Consider the following 17959-nt stretch of genomic DNA (forward strand, 5'->3'; position numbering starts at 1 on the left):
CCGGTCAGCGGATGGTGATCGTGATCGTCGACCCCTTGGGTGCGGTGTCGCCCGCGTCCACGGACTGCTTCTTCACGGTGTCGCCGAACAGCCCCAGCAGCCCACGGTCCTCCTTGACCTCGAACCCGGACTGTTCGAGGAGCGACTTCGCGTCGCCGACGCTCGCCCCCACCACGTCCGGGACCTCGACCATCTCCGGCCCCTTGGACAGCGTCAGCGTCACCGTGTCGCCGGCGGCGGCCTTGCCGTCCGCCGCCGGGGACTGCGCCGCGACCTGCCCCTTGTCGAACTCGGAGTTGACCTCGTCGGCGGAGACCTTCACCTTCAGGCCGACCCCCTCCAGCGCCGCCCTGGCGTCGTCGAGGTCCTCGCCGGTGACGTCCGGGACGTCGATCGGGCTGCCCTTGCTGACGACGAGGGACACGGCGGTGCCCGCGCGGCGCTTCACCCCTGCCTGCGGGTTCGTGCTGATCACGAAGCCCTTGATGACGTCCTTGCTGAACTCCTGGGTGACCAGACCCGGCTCCAGGCCGTCCGTCTTCAGCAACTGCTCGGCCTTGTCCAGCCGGGAGCCCCGCACGTCCGGCACCTTCACCATCTCGGGGCCGTCGGAGACGGTGAGCGTCACGGAGCCGTGCTTGCGGATGCGGGCGCCCGGCTCAGGGTCGGTGTCCATGACGGTGCCGCGCCTGACGGTGTCGCTGTACTCGTGCCGGACCTTGCCGACCTTGATCCCGGCCGCCTCCAGCCGCTTCCTCGCCTCGGCCTCCTTCTGCGTCAGCACCGCCGGCACCTTGGTGAACTGCCCGGAGTTGATGTACCAGACGCCCGCGCCCACGCCGAACACCAGCAGCGCCACGGTGATGAGCGCGAGCACCCCCCGCCGGGGCCGCCGCACGGAACGGCGCCGGGGCGGCAGGGGCGGCGGACTCTGGAACCGGGAGGTCCGGTTCAGGGCGGCCTCGTCGGCGGGGTCGTCCTCGTTGACGGGCAGCGGGCGTGGCACTGTCAGCGAGCGCGGGATGACGCTCGTCCGGTCCTCGGCGATGTCGTGCCCGGCGGAGACGGCCTGCGGCGGCAGCGCGTCCAGCTGGTCCTCGGTGAGCGGGGCGCGCGCCTGTCGCACCTGCGCGAGCAGCGCGACGGCGTCGTGCGGCCGGACGTCGGGTGTGCGGGCGGTGGCCGAGGCGACCAGCTCGTCCAGCTCGAACGGCAGGCCGGGGACGAGGGCCGACGGCGGCGGAACGTCCTCGTGGAGGTGCTTGTAGAGCACGATCGCCGGGGAGTCCCCGTCGTGCGGCTTCTCACCGGTGAGCATCTCGTAGAGCACGACCCCGCACGCGTACACGTCGACGCGGGGATCGGCGGCGCCGGGCTGCTCGATCTGTTCGGGAGCGAGATAGGCGACGGTCCCGAGGACGGCCCCGGTGGTGCTGGTCACGGTGTCCACGGACCGCACCAGCCCGAAGTCGGCGACCTTGACCCGCCCGTCATCCCCTATGAGTACGTTCTCGGGCTTCATGTCCCGGTGCACGAACCCGGCCCGGTGCGCGGCGCCGAGCGCGGCGAGCACGGGCTCCAGGATGTCCAGCGCGGCCCGCGGCTGCAGCGCCCCGCGCTCGCGCAGCACGTCACGCAGCGTGCAGCCGGCGATGTACTCCATGGCGAGATAGACATACGACGCATCGGCACCCTGGTCGAACACCTGAACGACATTCGGGTGGGCGAGCCGCGCGACGGACTTCGCCTCCCGGATGAAACGCTCGACGAACACCCCGTCGGCGGCGAGCGCCGGGTGCATCACCTTGAGCGCGAGCACGCGGTCCAGGCGGGTGTCCACGGCCCGGTAGACCGTGGCCATCCCGCCGACCGCGATCCGCGCCTCGACGCGATACCGGCCGTCGAGCACCTGCCCGACCAGAGGGTCCTGAAGGGTCGTGTCCACGCAGGCGAGTGTACGAGCCACGACCGACACCACCGCATCCTCCGGCCCGATCACCCCTGACTGCAGCCGACCTGTAACGCGATCGAGGAGAGGCCGGGGGGAGCGGAGCGGCGGTCAGAAGGCGGGACGCTCGGGGTCCAGCGCCGCCCGGCCCGCCGTGGGGGAGGACGCCTCGGCGAAGTAGCGGCGCGGGATCCGGCCCGCCAGGTGGGCCAGCCGTCCCGCCTCGACACCGGCCCGCATCGCCGACGCCATCCGCTCGGGATCCCTCGCCCGCGTCACCGCCGACGCCAGCATCACCCCCGCGCACCCCAACTCCATCGCCAACGCCACATCCGACGCCGTACCGGCCCCCGCGTCCAGAATCACCGGCACACGCGCGTGCTCGACGATCAGCTGGAAGTTGTGCGGGTTGCGGATGCCGAGCCCGGAGCCGATCGGCGAACCCAGCGGCATCACCGCCGCGCACCCCGCATCCTCCAGCTTCCGTGCCAGCACCGGATCGTCGTTCGTGTACGGCAGCACCGTGAACCCGTCGTCCACCAGCGTCTCCGCGGCCTCCAGCAACTCGACCGGATCCGGCAGCAGCGTCCGCTCGTCGGCGATGACCTCCAGTTTGATCAGATCGGTACCCAGCGCCTCCCGCGCCAGCCGCGCCGTCAGCACCGCCTCCCCGGCCGTGTAACACCCCGCGGTGTTCGGCAGCACCCGGATACCGAGCCGCTCGAGCACCGACAGCACGGAGCCGTGCACAGAGGGATCGACGCGCCGCATCGCGACCGTCGTCAGCTCGGTCCCGGAGGCGACCAGCGCCCGCTCCAGCACCTCCAGGCTGGGCGCACCCCCCGTACCCATGATCAGCCGGGACGAGAAGGACGTACCCGCGAGGACGAAGGAATCGTCGGCCATGGCGCTCAGCCTCCCTGCACGGCGGTCAGGACTTCCACCCGGTCGCCCTCGCTGAGCGCCGTCGCCGACCACCGCGCGCGCGGGACGACCGTTTCGTTGAGCGCGGCGGCCACCCCGGAGGGCGCCGGCGTCAGAGACCGTACGACGCTGTCGAGAGCCGTGCCGGGAGCGAACTCCCGCCGCTCGCCGTTCACCGAGATGTTCATGCGGGCTGCTCCGAGAGTGCGGCGGCGCCGAAACGCCGGGGCGTGAAGGGACGGGCCTCGTCCGGGAGCTCCCCGGTGGCCAGGACATGCGCCATCGCGTCACCGGTCACCGGCGTCAGCAGCACCCCGTTGCGGTAGTGCCCGGTGGCCAGCAGCAGCCCCTCCAGGCCGGTCGGCCCGAGCAGCGGCGCGTTGTCCGGGGAGCCTGGGCGCAGCCCCGCGCGCGTCTCGGTCAGCGGCAGCTCGGTGATCCCCGGCACCAGTTCATGGGCGTCGCGCAGCAACTCGTACACGCCCCCCGCCGTCACCGTCGTGTCCCAGCCCAGTTCCTCGCTGGTCGCGCCCACGACCAGCTCGCCGTTCTCCCGCGGCACCAGATAGACCTGGCTGCCGCGCACCACGGCCCGCACCGTCCGGCTCAGGAACGGCGCGCACCGCCGCGGCACGGTCAGCCGCAGGACCTGCCCCTTCACCGGCCGCACCGGCGGCAGCACGTCCTGCGGGACCCCGGCCAGCCGCCCGCTCAGGCTGCCGCCGGCGAGCACCACCTGTCCCGCCGCCAGCGCCGTACCGTCCCGGGTGACGATCCCCGCGGCCCGCTCGCCCACCACGGACAGCCGCTCGGCCCACGCCCGCCGGAACACCACGCCCGCCCGCTCGCACGCGGCCACCAGCGCCGCGGCCAGCCGCCGCGGATCGACCTGGTGGTCGCCGTCCACCCGCAGCCCGCCGCGTACTCCCGGCGCGAGCATCGGCTCAAGACGCCGGCACTCACGCCCCGACAGCCACTCCGACTCCAGCCCCGACTGCCGCTGCAGGGCGTGCAGTTCGCGCAGATGGGCGCGGTCGTCGGCGTCCAGCGCGACCGCGAGCGTGCCGCACCGCCGGTAGCCGAGATCGTGGCCGGTCAGCTCCGACAGCTCCGCCGCGAAGTCCGGATAGCGGCGCGCCGACGCGAGATTCAGGCCGAGCAAAGTCTGCTCGCCGTGGTGCAGTTCCGTGACGGCGGCCAGCATCCCGGCCGCCACCTGGGCGGCCCCGCCGCCCGGCTCCGGGTCGACCACCGCCGTGGCGAGGCCGCGCTGCGCGGCCCGCCAGGCCGTGACCAGCCCGATGATCCCGCCCCCGATGACGAGGACGTCTGACGTACGTGGAGACGACATGGGCGTCCAGCCCCTCCCTTCGCCGGCATGACCCGGATCAGGTTCGTACGGTCGGAGGCCGCCAGCCTCCCTCTCAGCCCGGTGCGTCCGGGCTCCCGCGAGTGCTCTACGTTGGCCACCCTAGCCCGATGCCGTATGTCTCAGTAAGGGAGCCTCCGCCCGTGCCCCGTTCGCTCGACGGTCTCGTCCTCGCCCCCGTCGCCGACCAGGCCCCGGGCCAGGTCGGCACCCGCACCCGCTTCGCCTACCGCGAGCAGGACGGCGTGATCTGGGCGGACTACGCGGGCGGTGACGTCGTACGCGGCCATCTGGTGGGTACCCGGCAGGGGGACCGGCTCGACTTCCGCTACGTCCAGCTCAAGCAGGACGCGACGACGTCCTCGGGGCACTGCGTCTCGACGGTCGTGGAGCTGCCCGACGGGCGGGTCCGCCTGGAGGAGACCTGGGAGTGGGAGTCGCAGCCGGGCAGCGGCACCAGCGTTGTGGAGCAGGTCACGGAACACGACGGCTGACTGACGAATAGTCAGTTGTCTAAGGTGATCAGGTGAGTGAGCAGAGGCAGGAAGAAGGCGGCCCGGCCGGGCGGCGCGTGGTGGTCGTCGGCGCGGGCATGGCCGGGGTGCAGACCGCGGTCGCGCTGCGCGAACAGGGCTTCGACGGCACGGTGACGCTGATCGGCGCCGAACCCCACCAGCCCTACGACCGGCCACCGCTGTCCAAGGCCGTCCTGCTCGGCAAGTCCGAGGGCTCCGCCTTCGACGTCGACTTCGACGGCCTCGGCATCGAACTGGTCCTGGGCCGCGAGGTCCTCGGCCTGCGCCCCGCCGACCACGAGCTGGACACCGAGGCCGGGCCCGTCCCGTACGACGTCCTCGTCCTCGCCACCGGCGCCGAACCGATCCGGCTGCCCGGCGCCGAGGGCGTGCCCGGCGTGCACCTGCTGCGCACCCTGGACGACGCCGAACGGCTGCGGCCCGTGCTCGCCCGGCAGCACGACGTCGTGGTCGTGGGCGCGGGCTGGATCGGCGCCGAGTTCGCCACGGCCGCACGCGAGGCCGGCTGCGCGGTCACCGTCGTGGAGGCCGCCGACCGGCCGCTGGCCGGGGCGCTGCCCGCCGAGGTGGCCGCCCCGATGGCCGCCTGGTACGCCGACAGCGGTACGGCCCTGCGCACCCACGCGCGCGTGGAGCGCGTCGAACCCGGAGCGGTCGTCCTCGACGACGGCTCGCGGCTGCCCGCCGACGCCGTCGTGGTCGGCATCGGCGCCCGCCCCGCCACCGCCTGGCTGGCCGGCTCCGGTATCGAGCTCGGCGCGCACCGCGAGGTCGTGGCCGACGCCTGTCTGCGCACCTCCGTGCCGGACGTGTACGCGGTCGGCGACTGCGCCTCCTTCCCTTCGGGCCGGTACGGCGAGCGGCTTCTCGTCCACCACTGGGACAACGCCCTCCAGGGGCCGCGCACGGTCGCGGCGAACATCCTCGGCGAGGTCACCGGCGAGCCCCCGGCCGTCTACGACCCGGTGCCGTACTTCTGGTCCGAGCAGTTCGGCCGCTTCGTCCAGTACGCGGGCCATCACACCGGCGCCGACCGGACCCTGTGGCGCGGCGATCCGTCGGGACCGGCCTGGACGGTGTGCTGGCTGCGCGAGGACCGTCTGGTCGCCCTGCTGGCCGTGGGGCGCCCCCGTGACCTCGCCCAGGGCAGACGGCTGATCGAGGCCGCCACACCCATGAACCCACGGCTTCTGGCGGACCCGGCACGCCCGCTGAAGGCGGCGACGGCCTCCGCGTAAGCACCTGGTCGGACCGGCCCGGCTTCCGACTGTCAGTGGCAGATGGCAGGCTTGTTCCCGTGACCGAGATTGACGCAAAGATCGATGCTCTCGTCCCCGCCTGGCTCACCGTGCCCGACATCGCGGAAATGCTCGATGTCGAGGTGACGCGCGTCCGGCAGCTGGTCAAGGAGGGCCAGCTCATCGCCGTACGCCGTGGCGAGAACCGCGCGCTGCACGTTCCCGCCGCCTTCATCGACGGGGACAAGGTGGTGAAGGGCCTGTCCGGGACCCTGACCCTGCTCAGGGACGACGGCTTCACGGACGAGGAGATGCTCGAGTGGCTCTTCACCCCCGACCCGAGCCTGCCCGGCACGCCGGCCCAGGCCCTGAGTGAGAATCGCGGCACGGAGGTGAAGCGCCGCGCCCAGGCGCTCGCCGTCTGAGCCGAGGATTCGCACCATCACCCGGCGTACGGGGGCTCGGCCGCCCTCGTACGCCACCACCCTGGGGGGACTTCGTATGCCCGACACCGCCCGCGGCCGCCTGGCCGACACCCGCCTGTACCTGTGCACGGATGCCCGCACCCGTCAGGGCGACCTTCCGGAGTTCCTGGACGCGGTCCTCGCGGGCGGCGTCGACATCGTCCAGCTGCGCGACAAGGGCACGGAGGCGGCCGAGGAGCTGGAGCATCTGAAGGTGTTCGCGGACGCCTGCGCCCGGCACGGCAAACTGCTCGCGGTCAACGACCGCGCGGACGTCGCGCATGCCGCCGGCGCCGCCGTCCTCCACCTCGGACAGGGCGACCTGCCGGTCCCCGCGGCCCGCGCGATCCTCGGTGAGGACGTCCTCATCGGCCGCTCCACGCACTCCGAGGCGGAGGCCGGGGCCGCCGCCGTCCAGGAGGGCGTGGACTACTTCTGCACCGGCCCGTGCTGGCCCACCCCCACCAAGCCCGGCCGGCCCGCCCCCGGTCTCGACCTGGTCCGGCACACGGCCTCGCTGGGCACCGACCGCCCCTGGTTCGCCATCGGCGGCATCGACCTCGGCAACCTCGGCGAGGTGCTGGCGGCGGGCGCCCGCCGGGTCGTCGTCGTGCGGGCGATCACGGAGGCCGACGACCCCGGCGCCGCGGCCGCGGAGTTCGCGAAGCGGCTCAGCTGCGCGTAGCGCACGGTTGTCCAAGGGATGGACAACAAGTCGACAATTCGGGCGAATTTGCCCCATCCGGTTGGGGGACCGCCCACCCCTGGCTAACCTGCGGGTATGGCCCTAGGAACCGCATCCACCAGGACGGACCGCGCGCACACCGTGCGCGACATCCTCGCGACCGGCAAGACGACGTACTCGTTCGAGTTCTCCGCGCCGAAGACGCCCAAGGGTGAGCGGAGCCTGTGGAACGCGCTGCGCAGGGTCGAGGCCGTCGCCCCCGACTTCGTGTCGGTGACGTACGGCGCCGGCGGCTCCACGCGGACGACCACGGTCAAGGAGACCCAGCAGATCGTCGTGGACACCACGCTCACGCCGGTCGCGCACCTCACCGCCGTGGACCACTCCGTCGCCGAACTGCGCAACATCATCGGCCAGTACGCGGACGCCGGGATCCGCAACATGCTCGCCGTGCGCGGCGACCCGCCCGGCGACCCGATGGGCGCCTGGGTGCCGCACCCGCGCGGCCTGACGTACGCGGCCGAACTCGTCCGGCTCATCAAGGAGTCGGGCGACTTCTGCGTGGGCGTCGCCGCCTTCCCCGAGATGCACCCGCGCTCCGGCGACTGGGACACGGACGTCGCGCACTTCGTCGACAAGTGCCGGGCCGGCGCCGACTACGCCATCACGCAGATGTTCTTCGAGCCCGAGGCGTACCTGCGGCTGCGTGACCGGGTCGCGGCGGCCGGTTGTGTGACTCCGGTCATTCCCGAGGTTCTTCCGGTGACGAGCGTGAAGATGCTGGAACGCCTGCCCAAGCTCAGTAACGCCCACTTCCCGGACGCCCTGAGAGAGCGGATCCTCAACTCCAAAGACGATCCGGCCGCTGTACGCTCCATTGGTATCGACTTCGCCACGGAGTTCTGCGCCCGGCTGCTGGCCGAGGGAGTGCCCGGACTGCACTTCATCACGCTCAACAACTCCACGGCGACGCTGGAAATCTACGAGAACCTGGGCCTGCACCACCCGCCGCAGGCCTAGACCGGTCGCACCGACATACGACACACTGCGTAGCGGCCACTGGGAGAGGGGCGTACATGGGCTGGACGGTCCTCTACATCGCGTTCGGCATCGTCGCGTTGTGGCTGCTCGGTGAGGTGCTGCTGCAGTACAAGGCGCGGTTGCGCTGGCGACTGCTGGCCTTCGTGGGCTTCCTCGGCGTCGTCCTCGGTGTCCTGATCCCGTCGGTCGTCGTCATCGCGCTGGGCGCTGTCGCCTTCGCGGTCGGCCAGACGTATGTCACGCTGTCGTTCCGGCGCGGGTTCGCCGAGGGCTGGGCCTTCCGGCGCACCGACACGGACGCGGGGGCGGACGGCAGTGGCGCGAGCGGCCTCGTCGGCAAGCTGCCCAAGCGCCGTCGTGGCAAGGCCGAGCGCCAGGACCCGTCCCTCGAGGCCACCGGTATGGAGGCGGCCGGCCCCGGCTCCGACACCCCGTACGGCACGGACGGCGACGCGTTCGGCCGGGACCAGAACGCCTTCGGCGACCGGAACACGTTCGGCGACGACGACTACGACCACGACGACGTCTTCACGCCCGCGGCCCGGGGCGGCGACCCGACGGCCGCCGAGACGACGTCCGTCTACGAGCCGCAGCCCATGCCCGACGAGACCGGCTCCTACGGCGTATACAGCGACGCCGCGTACGCCGCCGCGAACGGCCAGGCCCAGCCCCAGGACCAGTACGCGGCGGCCGGCCAGGGCGCGGACCAGAACTACGGCTACGACACGTACGCCGGATACCACCAGCAGCAGTACGGCTACGACGCCACCGGCGAGCAGCAGTACGCCGCCTACTCCGACCCGTACATCGGCACCCAGACCTACGGCGGCGGCTCCTACGACGCCGGCTACCAGCAGCAGTACGGGCAGCAGGGCTACGGCCAGGACCAGTACGGCAACGGCGGCTACGGGGAGACCCCGGCCGGCGGCGTCTGGGTCCCGCAGCAGCGCAACACCGACGACCCGCTCGGCGCTGAACTCCCCTCCGAGCAGCACCCGTACCCCTACCAGGGCGACGGCCAGCAGCAGGGTCAGGGGCATGGCCAGGGCCAGGGGAACGGCTTCGACGAGCAGCAGTATCGGTTCTGACGGCCGCGTTCTCCTCGGGACGCCCCCGCCCGACGGCTACCGGGGGCTCACTGCGAGCCCCGGAACTCCGGTCCCTCCACGATCAGGCCGGACACCAGCGCGCCCGACATGCCCGCGTGCGGGAGTCCGCCGCCCGGGTGCGACCAGCCGCCGACGGTGAACAGGCCCCGCAGGCCCGTGGGGTTGGCGGGATGCAGCAGGCGCCCCCCGGCCGCGGCCAGCGCCGGCGCCGGGACGGCCCCGCCCGCCGCGCCCGTCTCCCTCGCGATGTCGGCGGGCGTGCGCACCTCCCGCCACAGGACGCGGTCCCGCAGACCGGGGACGGCCCGCTCGGCGACGGCGAGCAGCGCCTCCACGTGTGCGTCGCGTATCTCCGCCCCGGCGGGGACGACGGCACTGAGCGTGACCGCCTCATGGCCGCCGTCAGGCACCAGCCCGGGGTCGTCGGGCCGCAGGACCGTCACCGACGGCCGCGCGGGCACCGACGGCGCCGCACCGAACAGGCTTTCCAACTCCCCCTCGCGGTCCGCCGTGTGCACCACCGTCCGGTGCGCGGTCCCCGCCGGCCGGGCGCCGCGCAGCGCGAGCAGCACGGTCAGCCGACTGGGCAGACCCTGCTGAGGCACGACTTCGCCGTCCGCGCGCGCCGGCAGACCCTCGACGCTGCCGGGGGCGACCACGAAGTCGGCCTCCACCACCGCGCCGTCGGCCAACTCCACACCCGCAGCGCGGCCGTCCTTCTCCAGGACCCGGGTGACCTCGGCGTCGAACACGAACGCGACCCGGCGCGCCAGACACCTCTCGTACACCGCGCGGGCCAGCTCCCGCATCCCCCCGCGCACGTACCACGTGCCGAAGGCGTGCTCCAGGTACGGCAGGACGGCCGCGCTCGCCGGGGTGATCCGCGGGTCAAGGCCGTACGCGAGCGCGTGGCCCTCCAGCAGTGCGGTGAGCCGGGGATCGCGCAGCTCCCAGGCGCCGACCTCGGCGAGGGTGCCCGCCTGCCGGGTGCGCAGCAGCCGCTTGTGCGGGACCGCCGGGTAGGGCTCGCGGTCGGCCAGCACCGACCAGTTCGGCCACAGGGGCTCCTCCAGGAGCGGGCGGCGGGTGCGGTCCCAGGCCTCGCGGGCCCGCACCAGGAAGTCGCCCCAGCGCTGCCCGGCTCGCGCCCCCAGCGCCTCGTCCAGCGCCGAGACGACCCCCGCGCGCGAGGCGTTCGGCAGGGACACCTCGGTGCCGTCCGCGAACACATGCCGGGCGGACGGGTCGACCTGCACCAGCTCGACGCAGGCCTCCAGCGGCTCCTTGCCGGTCTTGACGAAAAGGTCGCGGTAGACGGCGGGGAGGGGGAGCAGACCCGGGCCGGTGTCGAAACCGAAGCCGGCCCGCTCGAAGCGGCGCACGGCACCGCCGTACGTCTCCGTCCGCTCGTACACCGTCACCCGGTGGCCTGCCACGGCCAGCCGGGCGGCCGCCGCCAGCGCGCCCATCCCGGCGCCGATCACCGCAATCCGTCCCATGCCCGCGACTTTATCGGCCGCCACCGACAACGCCGTCGCGGGCCCGTGACCAGCGCCGTCTCACCAGGGAGGGGACTCCGTCCGCCCTGGCAGGCGGCGTTGCTCCCGGCGTTGCTCCCGGCGCTGCGCCCGGCGGCGCAGAAAGCGGCGGATCCGGGAGACGAGGAAGAACAGGACCGTAAGCCCGGCCAGCAGCAAGGCGCCCGCGATGATCGCGGCCGCGCCCGGGTGGAACATCGCGAACGTCACGACCCCACCGACCCCGAGATCCTCGGCAAGGCTCACGACCACGTTGCTGAAGGGCTCCGGCGAGGCGTTGACCGCCATCCGGGTGCCCGCCTTGACGGTGTGGCTGGCCAGCGCCGTCGAACCGCCGAGCAGTCCCGCCGCCACGTCCGAGAGTGAACCGCTGTGCCCGGCGAGCAGCGTCCCCACCCAGGCCCCGGCCAGCGGCCGGACCACCGTGTGCACCGAGTCCCACGCCGAGTCGACGTAGGGAATCTTGTCGGCGACCGCCTCGCACAGGAACAGGACACCCGCGGCGACGAGCACCTCGGGGCGTTGCAGCGTCTGTGGGACGTCGTCGCTCAGGCCGGTCGCACCGAAGACGCCGAGGAGCAGCACCACCGCGTAGGCATTGACGCCGCTGGCCCAGCCGCTGGTGAACACGAGGGGGAGTACGGACACGGACGCGATCGTAACCAGTGGGCACCGTGGCGTCCTGGGGTTGAGCGCGCAGGCCTGAGTACGCGTACCTAGGGGGTGAGTTGAGTACGCGCGCGGATGGGGGGCGACCTGCGCGAACGGGAGAGTGGAGGCACGGAGAAGGGGCACGGCTCCGGTACCGGCGGCACGGGGCGCCGGAACGGAGCGGCCCTCGATCCGCTCCTTCCGCCGGCCAGTTCGGCGGGAGCGAGGCACGGGGGGCACCCCGGGGGAAGACCGAACGGGGGTTCAACGGGGGAGGCACGGGGGGATCGGGGGAAACGGGGGAGCACGAGGAAGCGCCGGTTCGAGGCGGCCCACGGGGGACGTGGCCACCACGGACCGGCGTTTTCGTGTGCCCGCGCGCGGCCCCGTCAGCGGTGGCCGCTGACCCGCCCCTGCAACAGCCGCGACAGCGCCGAGTGGACGTCGTCCAGGGACCGCTCCGGCTGGAAGGCCTGCCAGTCGAGGGCGGCCACCAGCACCATGCCGACCAGCGCGGCCGCCGTCAGCTGCACGTCGATCTCGTCGCTGAACTCGCCGTTCTCGACGCCCTCGCGCAGCACCCCCTCCACGACGGCCACCGCCTCCCGCCGGACCACCATGAGCGTGGACTGCCAGGCCCGGTTGGTGCGCCACAGCTCGGCCACATAGAGCTGTGTGAACGACGGGTAGCGGTCGATGAAGACGAGGCCCGCGCGGACCATCGCGTCCAGCGCGTCGACCTTGCTGCCGCCCTCCCGTGCCGTCCGCTCGGCGGCCTCCCGCAGCGAGGCGGTGAGGAGACCGACGCCGTGCCTCAGCAGCTCCTCGAAGAGGACCGACTTGCTCGCGAAGTTGTAGTAGACCGTGCCCTTCGCCACGCCGGCCCGTTCGGCGATCTCGTCCACCGTGGTCGCGGAGAAGCCCTGCTCGGCGATGAGGGTGACGGCCGCCTCGTAGAGCTTCTGCCGGGTGGTCTCGCGGCGGGTGCGGCCGCCCGGGGTGGTGCTGCTTTCCATGGTCCTGATTGTCACAGGAACGCGGCCTCCCGGACGCCGGATCCTCACAGGGTCAGCTCCGGGCGCAGCCGGTCCATCGTCCAGACCTGGCGGCGGCGCGCCGACAGGGCGGTCAGCGCCAGCGCGCCCGCGGTGAAGGCGACGAGCACCACGCACGCGTGCCACACCGGTTCCAGGCCGCCGCCCGTGATGAGCCTCCTGAGGGCCTCGACGACGTAGCTCATCGGCAGGAAGGGGTGGATCGCGTTGAAGAAGCCGGGGCTGGTCTGCACGGGATACGTGCCGCCCGCCGACGTCAACTGCAGCATCAGCAGCGCGAGTACGAGAATGCGGCCCGCCGCTCCGAAGTGCGCGTTGAGCCACTGCACGAGGGCCGCGAAGCACGCCGTCACGAGGAACAGGAAGCCCACCGTGCCGGCCGCCCGTGCCGTCTCCAGGCCGATCGCCCAGTGCAGCACGGCCATCAGCGCCGTCGTCTGCAGTACCCCGACCGCGACCACCGGCAGCCAGCCCGCCAGCGCGATCCGCCACGCCGGGGCGCCCGCGGCGAGGGCGCGCCGGTTCATCGGCGCGATCAGCATGTACGCCACCATGGCGCCCACCCACAGCGACAGCGGGATGAAGTACGGGGCGAAGCCGGTGCCGTAGTTCGGGGCCTTGTGCAGATTCTGGGAGGCGAGCCGCACGGGGTCGGCCATGACGGCGGTGCGCGCGTCGCGCTGTCGTCGGTCGTAGTCGGGGATCTGCGCGACGCCGTCGTGCAGGCCGTCGGCGAGCTTCCCGGAGCCGTCGGAGAGCTTGAACATGCCGCCGTTGAGGTCCTGGGCGCCCGTCTCCAGCTTGCCGACGCCCGCGTCCAGGTCGACGGACCCCGTCTTGGCCGTGCCGAGGCCGGTGTTCAGTTTCTTGGCGCCCTTGGCGACCTTCGCGGCGCCGGTGTTCAGCGCGTTGACCTTGGACACGGCGTCGGCGAGGTCCTCGGACAGGTGCGGGGCGCTGTCGGCGAGCGCCTGGGCCTGCGTCCGCAGGGTGGTGAGGTTCGTGCGGAGCGTCTTCAGGTCGCCGTCCTGGTCGGCGATCAGCGTGTTGAGGTCGTCGGCGACCTTCGCCACGTCGGCGGCGGCGTCCTTGGCCTTCGCCAGGTCGGTGCAGGCAGGGTCGGGCAGCAACGGCGTCTCGCAGCGGGCCTTGTGGACGGCGGCGAGCGTGTCCGAGGCCGTGTGGGCGCCCTCGGCGGCGGTCGGCGCCGCCTTCACCAGGGTCTCCAGGTTGTCGCCGATCACCTTGGCGGAGTCGGCGACCAGTCGCGCGGTGTCCCCGATGGTCTTCTCGTTGTCCTTCAGGTAGGGCCCCACCGCGTCGGCGACCCCGTTGACCTTGTCGGCGAGCGTCTGGGTGCCGTCCGCGACCTTCTGCGAGCCGTCCTGGAGGTTGTCGGCGCCCGTGTCGAGCTTCTTCAGGCCCTTCGCCAGCTTGCCGCTGCCGTCCTTGGCGTCGCTCAGCCCGTCGGCGAGGTCCTTGGAGCCCGCCTCGGCCTTCCCGATGCCGCCCTTGAGGTCGTCGGCACCGTCGGCGGCCTTCGCGGTCGCGCCGTGGATGTCGGAGAACGACACGAAGATCTTGTCCAGGAAGGACCGCGACGCCTTCGTGGAAGCGGCCGTGCGCACCTCGCTGAAGACCGTCCGCGAGATCTGCCCGACGATGTAGTTGTTCGCGTCGTTCGTGCGCACCTGAAGGGCGCTCGTCTCGGGGGAGGCGCCCGCGCTGGAGGCGATCCGCCGGCTGAAGTCGGCCGGCATGGTCAGCGACAGGTAGTACCGGCCGTCCTCCACGCCCGCGCGTGCCTCGGCGGCACTGACCTCGTGCCAGTCGAAGACCTCGCTGTCACGCAGGCCCTTGGTGAGGTCGTCCCCGGCGCTGATCCGCTTCCCGTCGGCGCTCGCCCCCGTGTCGTCGTTCACGAGCGCCGCGGGGATCCGGTCGAGCCTGCCGTACGGGTCCCAGAAGGACCACAGGTACAGCGCGCCGTACAGCAGGGGCAGCAGCAGGAGCGCCACGAGCGCGGCCCGGGGGAGTCGGCCCCGGCCGAAGCGCCGGAGCTCAAGCGCGGCCAGTCTCGGCGAGCGCATCCGTGTTCTCCTCTTCTTGCTCGGGTTCCTGTTCGGCAGCGGTGGCGGTCTCCTGGTCGGCGGGGACGGCGTCCGCGCGCGTGGCGACCGGGACGGTGCCCTCGGGAGCCTCGCCGCACACCGCGAGGACCGTCGTGCCCGCCTCGGCGAGGGATCTGAGCAGTGCCCAGGCCTCCTCCCGCTCGGCGCTCGTCAGCTTCAGGTCGACGTCGTCGACGCCGAGCAGGCCGGGACGCCCGATGAGCGCCAGCGCCACGGACAGTCGCAGGGCTTCGAGGCGCTCCAGGTCCCGGACGGCGGTCCGCGTTCCCTTGGGCAGGGCCTCGGGGTCGAGCCCGGCGGCGGCGAGCGCGTTCTCGATCCGCAGCCGCGTCCTCGTCGCCCGCTCCGCGCGCGGGCGCAGCAACTCCCGTACGGAGCCGCCGAACCGCCGTTCCAGCAGCGCCCGTTCGTGCAGGTGCTCCCCGACGGTCAGGGCTGGTTCGAGGTCGGTCACACCGGCGACGTGCGCCAGCCCGGCGACGTGCCGCACGGCCGCCAGTTGCCTCGGCAGCCGGGCCCCGCCCACGGCCGCCGTTCCCTCGGTGGCCTTCATCCGTCCGGTGAGGGCGAGCAGCAGGCTCGTCCGGCCGGAGCCGGACGGTCCCTCGATCGCGATCAGCGAGCCCGGCTCCGCGTCGACGCCGATGCCGCGGAACGCCCACCCGCGGGGGCCCCGGAGCCCGAAGCCGTCGGCTGTGACACCGACTCCATTCACTGGTCCCCCTGAGAACCCGAATTTGAACTGACTGGTCAGTGCAAAAACTAGCCCGAACCTTCGATCGAAGCAAAAGCCCAGGTCAGAACGGATTGTCAGTGGCATACCGCACGATGAGTACATACGGGACCCCCGTATGAGGACCCGTGCCGTCAACTGACGACAGGAGGCTCGTCATGGCCCACCACCACGCAGCCGCCGCACACCGGCGCCGCGCCACCGGCCCTGCCCCCTCACTGACCGGCCCCGCGAGCGATGTGCACCCCGTGCTGCGCCGCACCACGGCCCCGCCCGCCGCCCTCGACCTCCTCGCCCAGGCCCGCGCCGGGCTGGACGAGGCGGCCCTCCTCGAAACCCCCAACGAGCGCTACGCCACGGCCCACCTCGCGGCCCTGCGCACCGCGGCGGCCGTGCTCGCCGCCCGGGGCCGCCCCGAACCCTCCCCGCGCCGCCGGGCCCGCATCCGCAGCGCCTGGGAAGTGCTCCCCGAGATAGCGCCCGAACTCACCGAGTGGAGCGCGCTGTTCGCCTCCGGGGCCCGGCGCCGCGCCCGGGCCGAGGCGGGCATCCAGGGCGCGGCGAGCCGCCGGGACGCCGACGACCTGATCCGTGACGTGGCGATGTTTCTCCGCCTCGTCGAACGCATGCTGGTGCTCCAGCCGATCCTGCCCCAACCCCGCCAGGAGGGGCACCGGGAGGGGCGCGGGGAAGGGCGAGGGGAGGGGCGCCGGGAAGAGGACGGCCCGGGCGGCTCCGGCGCGGAGCGAGACCTGCCGGACGCGGGCTGAGGCGCCCGCCGGACACGGGCCGGCGCGGCCCGCCGCCGTGCCGCGCCACCAGGGCCGGGCAGGGCGCCGAAGCCGATACGGAGGCAATAAGGTGGAAGGCGCCTGAAGTCTTCCCACGGCCCGCCCGAACCCCGGGCCGGACCGGTTGCGGGGAGGCAGCCCGTTCGCTCCGCCGCGCAAGAGGCGGTGCCGCGCCGAGGAGTCAACTGCCGTGTCGGACCCGATGCGCCCGCCCGCCTCCCACCCCCGACCCCGCGCCTCCCTCCGTACCGCCGTGGTCTGGGAGGTCCTTCAGGACGCCCTCGAACGCCGGGTCAAGGCGACCGGCCGCGAGTCACTGGACGTCCTCGACACCGGCGGCGGCAGCGGCAACTTCGCCGTGCCCGCCGCCCTGTTGGGGCACCGCGTCACCGTCGTCGACCCCAGCCCCAACGCGCTGTTCGCCCTGGAGCGCCGCACCGCCGAGGCCGGCGTCGCCGACCGCGTGACGGGCGTCCAGGGCGACGCACACGGACTCTTCGACGTGGTCGACCGCGGCGGCTACGACGCCGTCCTGTGCCACGGCGTCCTGGAGTACGTCGACGACCCCGCCGAGGGCGTCCGCAACGTCGTGGCCGCCCTGCGCTCCGAGGGCGTCCTCAGCCTCCTCGCCGCCGGACTCGGCGGCGCCGTGCTCGCGCGGGCTCTCGCCGGCCACTTCAAAGAGGCCCGCCAGGCCCTTACCGACCCCGACGGCCGCTGGGGCGCGGGCGACCCCGTGCCGCGCCGCTTCACCGCCGAGCAGTTGACCGAACTGGTCGAGGCCGCGGGCCTTCGGGTCGGTGCCGTCCACGGCGTGCGGGTCTTCGCCGACCTCGTCCCCGGTGTGCTCGTGGACACCGAGCCGGGAGCCCTCGAAGCCCTGCTGAAGCTGGAGGAGGCGGCCGCCGAACTCCCCGCGTTCCACTCCGTGGCCACCCAACTCCATGTGCTCGGGGAGACGCGGGGGACCGAAGGGGCCTGAGCGCCTCCCGGGGCGCACCCCTGATCAGGGCCTTGGCTGGGCATGGAGTACGCCACAGGCCCCCCGTTCCGGCGCTCTGCGCCGTATGATCGAGGGAGACCGCCCGGCATGACGGGTCGGCCGCCGGGGAATGGAAACCTCAGTGAGCCGGGACGTCCATGACGGGCTCCGGTTGGCCAATTGGCGTAGAGGGGCGGGTTTCACGGGGGCGATTCCCTGCCTATCCTGAAGGGACCCCCCGGGTCGCCCCGGCGACTGCACGATGAGGAGGACTCCGTGCCGCTCTCGGAGCACGAGCAGCGCATGCTCGAGCAGATGGAGCGAGCGCTGTACGCCGAAGATCCCAAGTTCGCGTCGGCGCTCGAGGGAAGCGGGCTGCGTACGTACACCCGGCGGCGGGTCTACCAGGCGGTCGCTGGCTTCCTCGTGGGAATCGCGCTCCTCATGGCCGGTATGGTCGCGAAGCAGGTCTGGCTGAGCGTGGTGGGCTTTCTCGTCATGCTGGGCTGTGCGGTGCTCGCCGTGACCGGCTGGCGCAAGGCGCCCAAGCCGGGCGAACAGCCCGCGGCCAGTGCCTCGGGCACCCAGCACACCCGCGGTCAGGTTCGGCAGAAGCGCTCGATGATGGACCGGATCGAGCAGCGCTGGCAGCGCCGCCGTGACGAGCAGGGCGGCCACTGACACCGCCCGTACACGAACAACGTTGAGGGGGCGACCACCCGGCCGGGTGGTCGCCCCCTCAACGTTGTTCGCAGCCGCTCAG

General features: G+C 72.9%; 18 protein-coding genes and 1 riboswitch. Of the genes, 9 read left to right on the top strand and 9 right to left on the bottom strand.

The window, feature by feature from the left end; genetic code table 11:
* Positions 1 to 4: 4 nt before the first annotated feature.
* From pknB to thiO, 4 genes are all read right to left on the bottom strand, one after another.
* Positions 5 to 1945 (bottom strand): Stk1 family PASTA domain-containing Ser/Thr kinase, encoded by a 1941-nt coding sequence (gene pknB / locus B5557_RS33025; RefSeq protein ID WP_079665137.1) that lies wholly within the window; start codon positions 1943 to 1945, stop codon positions 5 to 7.
* Between the two features lie 114 nt (positions 1946 to 2059).
* Positions 2060 to 2854, bottom strand: coding sequence for a thiazole synthase (locus B5557_RS33030; RefSeq protein ID WP_079662889.1), 795 nt, complete (start codon positions 2852 to 2854; stop codon positions 2060 to 2062).
* Between the two features lie 5 nt (positions 2855 to 2859).
* A complete protein-coding gene (gene thiS / locus B5557_RS33035; RefSeq protein ID WP_079662890.1) occupies positions 2860 to 3060 on the bottom strand; it encodes a sulfur carrier protein ThiS in 201 nt (66 codons plus the stop codon).
* Positions 3057 to 4223 (bottom strand): glycine oxidase ThiO, encoded by a 1167-nt coding sequence (gene thiO, locus B5557_RS33040; RefSeq protein WP_079665138.1) that lies wholly within the window; start codon positions 4221 to 4223, stop codon positions 3057 to 3059. Before thiO ends, thiS begins: the two co-directional genes overlap by 4 nt.
* Positions 4221 to 4332: riboswitch (TPP riboswitch) on the bottom strand. Its footprint overlaps the gene before it by 3 nt.
* Before the next feature lie 52 nt (positions 4333 to 4384).
* Here thiO and B5557_RS33045 point away from each other — a divergent pair.
* The 6 genes from B5557_RS33045 to B5557_RS33070 all read left to right on the top strand — a co-directional run bounded on the left by B5557_RS33045 (position 4385) and on the right by B5557_RS33070 (position 9293).
* Entirely contained in the window at positions 4385 to 4735 is a 351-nt protein-coding gene (locus B5557_RS33045; protein ID WP_079662891.1) for a hypothetical protein, read from the top strand.
* Between the two features lie 32 nt (positions 4736 to 4767).
* Positions 4768 to 6015 carry an NAD(P)/FAD-dependent oxidoreductase gene (locus B5557_RS33050; RefSeq protein WP_079662892.1) on the top strand — a complete coding sequence of 416 codons (1248 nt, stop codon included), beginning with the start codon at positions 4768 to 4770 and terminating at the stop codon, positions 6013 to 6015.
* A 59-nt stretch (positions 6016 to 6074) separates the two neighbouring features.
* Positions 6075 to 6440 (top strand): Rv2175c family DNA-binding protein, encoded by a 366-nt coding sequence (locus tag B5557_RS33055; RefSeq protein ID WP_079662893.1) that lies wholly within the window; start codon positions 6075 to 6077, stop codon positions 6438 to 6440.
* A 76-nt stretch (positions 6441 to 6516) separates the two neighbouring features.
* Positions 6517 to 7164, top strand: a complete 648-nt coding sequence (gene thiE / locus B5557_RS33060) for a thiamine phosphate synthase (RefSeq protein ID WP_079662894.1) — start codon at positions 6517 to 6519, stop codon at positions 7162 to 7164.
* Positions 7165 to 7260: 96 nt separating this feature from the next.
* A complete protein-coding gene (gene metF / locus B5557_RS33065) occupies positions 7261 to 8184 on the top strand; it encodes a methylenetetrahydrofolate reductase [NAD(P)H] (RefSeq protein ID WP_079662895.1) in 924 nt (307 codons plus the stop codon).
* Between the two features lie 56 nt (positions 8185 to 8240).
* Positions 8241 to 9293 (top strand): SCO2102 family sporulation regulator, encoded by a 1053-nt coding sequence (locus B5557_RS33070; RefSeq protein WP_079662896.1) that lies wholly within the window; start codon positions 8241 to 8243, stop codon positions 9291 to 9293.
* Positions 9294 to 9340: 47 nt separating this feature from the next.
* On the opposite strand, the gene B5557_RS33075 is transcribed toward B5557_RS33070, so the two are convergent.
* The 5 genes from B5557_RS33075 to B5557_RS33095 all read right to left on the bottom strand — a co-directional run bounded on the left by B5557_RS33075 (position 9341) and on the right by B5557_RS33095 (position 15405).
* Positions 9341 to 10813 carry a phytoene desaturase family protein gene (locus tag B5557_RS33075; RefSeq protein ID WP_079662897.1) on the bottom strand — a complete coding sequence of 491 codons (1473 nt, stop codon included), beginning with the start codon at positions 10811 to 10813 and terminating at the stop codon, positions 9341 to 9343.
* A gap of 60 nt (positions 10814 to 10873) precedes the next feature.
* Complete coding sequence (locus tag B5557_RS33080; RefSeq protein WP_079662898.1) at positions 10874 to 11500, bottom strand: DUF4126 domain-containing protein; 627 nt, start codon at positions 11498 to 11500, stop codon at positions 10874 to 10876.
* A 392-nt stretch (positions 11501 to 11892) separates the two neighbouring features.
* Complete coding sequence (locus tag B5557_RS33085; RefSeq protein WP_079662899.1) at positions 11893 to 12519, bottom strand: TetR/AcrR family transcriptional regulator; 627 nt, start codon at positions 12517 to 12519, stop codon at positions 11893 to 11895.
* Between the two features lie 44 nt (positions 12520 to 12563).
* Positions 12564 to 14648, bottom strand: coding sequence for a YhgE/Pip family protein (locus B5557_RS33090; RefSeq protein ID WP_079662900.1), 2085 nt, complete (start codon positions 14646 to 14648; stop codon positions 12564 to 12566).
* Positions 14620 to 15405 (bottom strand): ATP-binding cassette domain-containing protein, encoded by a 786-nt coding sequence (locus tag B5557_RS33095; protein WP_231976114.1) that lies wholly within the window; start codon positions 15403 to 15405, stop codon positions 14620 to 14622. The genes B5557_RS33090 and B5557_RS33095 overlap by 29 nt, the downstream gene beginning before the upstream one ends.
* Before the next feature lie 176 nt (positions 15406 to 15581).
* Between B5557_RS33095 and B5557_RS33100 the strand changes: the two genes are divergently transcribed.
* From B5557_RS33100 to B5557_RS33110, 3 genes are all read left to right on the top strand, one after another.
* Positions 15582 to 16193, top strand: coding sequence for an SAV_6107 family HEPN domain-containing protein (locus B5557_RS33100; RefSeq protein WP_079662902.1), 612 nt, complete (start codon positions 15582 to 15584; stop codon positions 16191 to 16193).
* A gap of 211 nt (positions 16194 to 16404) precedes the next feature.
* Positions 16405 to 17196 (top strand): methyltransferase, encoded by a 792-nt coding sequence (locus tag B5557_RS33105; RefSeq protein ID WP_079662903.1) that lies wholly within the window; start codon positions 16405 to 16407, stop codon positions 17194 to 17196.
* 276 nt (positions 17197 to 17472) lie between these two features.
* Positions 17473 to 17877 (top strand): DUF3040 domain-containing protein, encoded by a 405-nt coding sequence (locus B5557_RS33110; protein ID WP_079662904.1) that lies wholly within the window; start codon positions 17473 to 17475, stop codon positions 17875 to 17877.
* Positions 17878 to 17959: the final 82 nt, after the last annotated feature.

Source organism: Streptomyces sp. 3214.6 (assembly GCF_900129855.1).
In the GTDB taxonomy this organism is placed as follows: Bacteria; Actinomycetota; Actinomycetes; order Streptomycetales; family Streptomycetaceae; genus Streptomyces; species Streptomyces soliscabiei.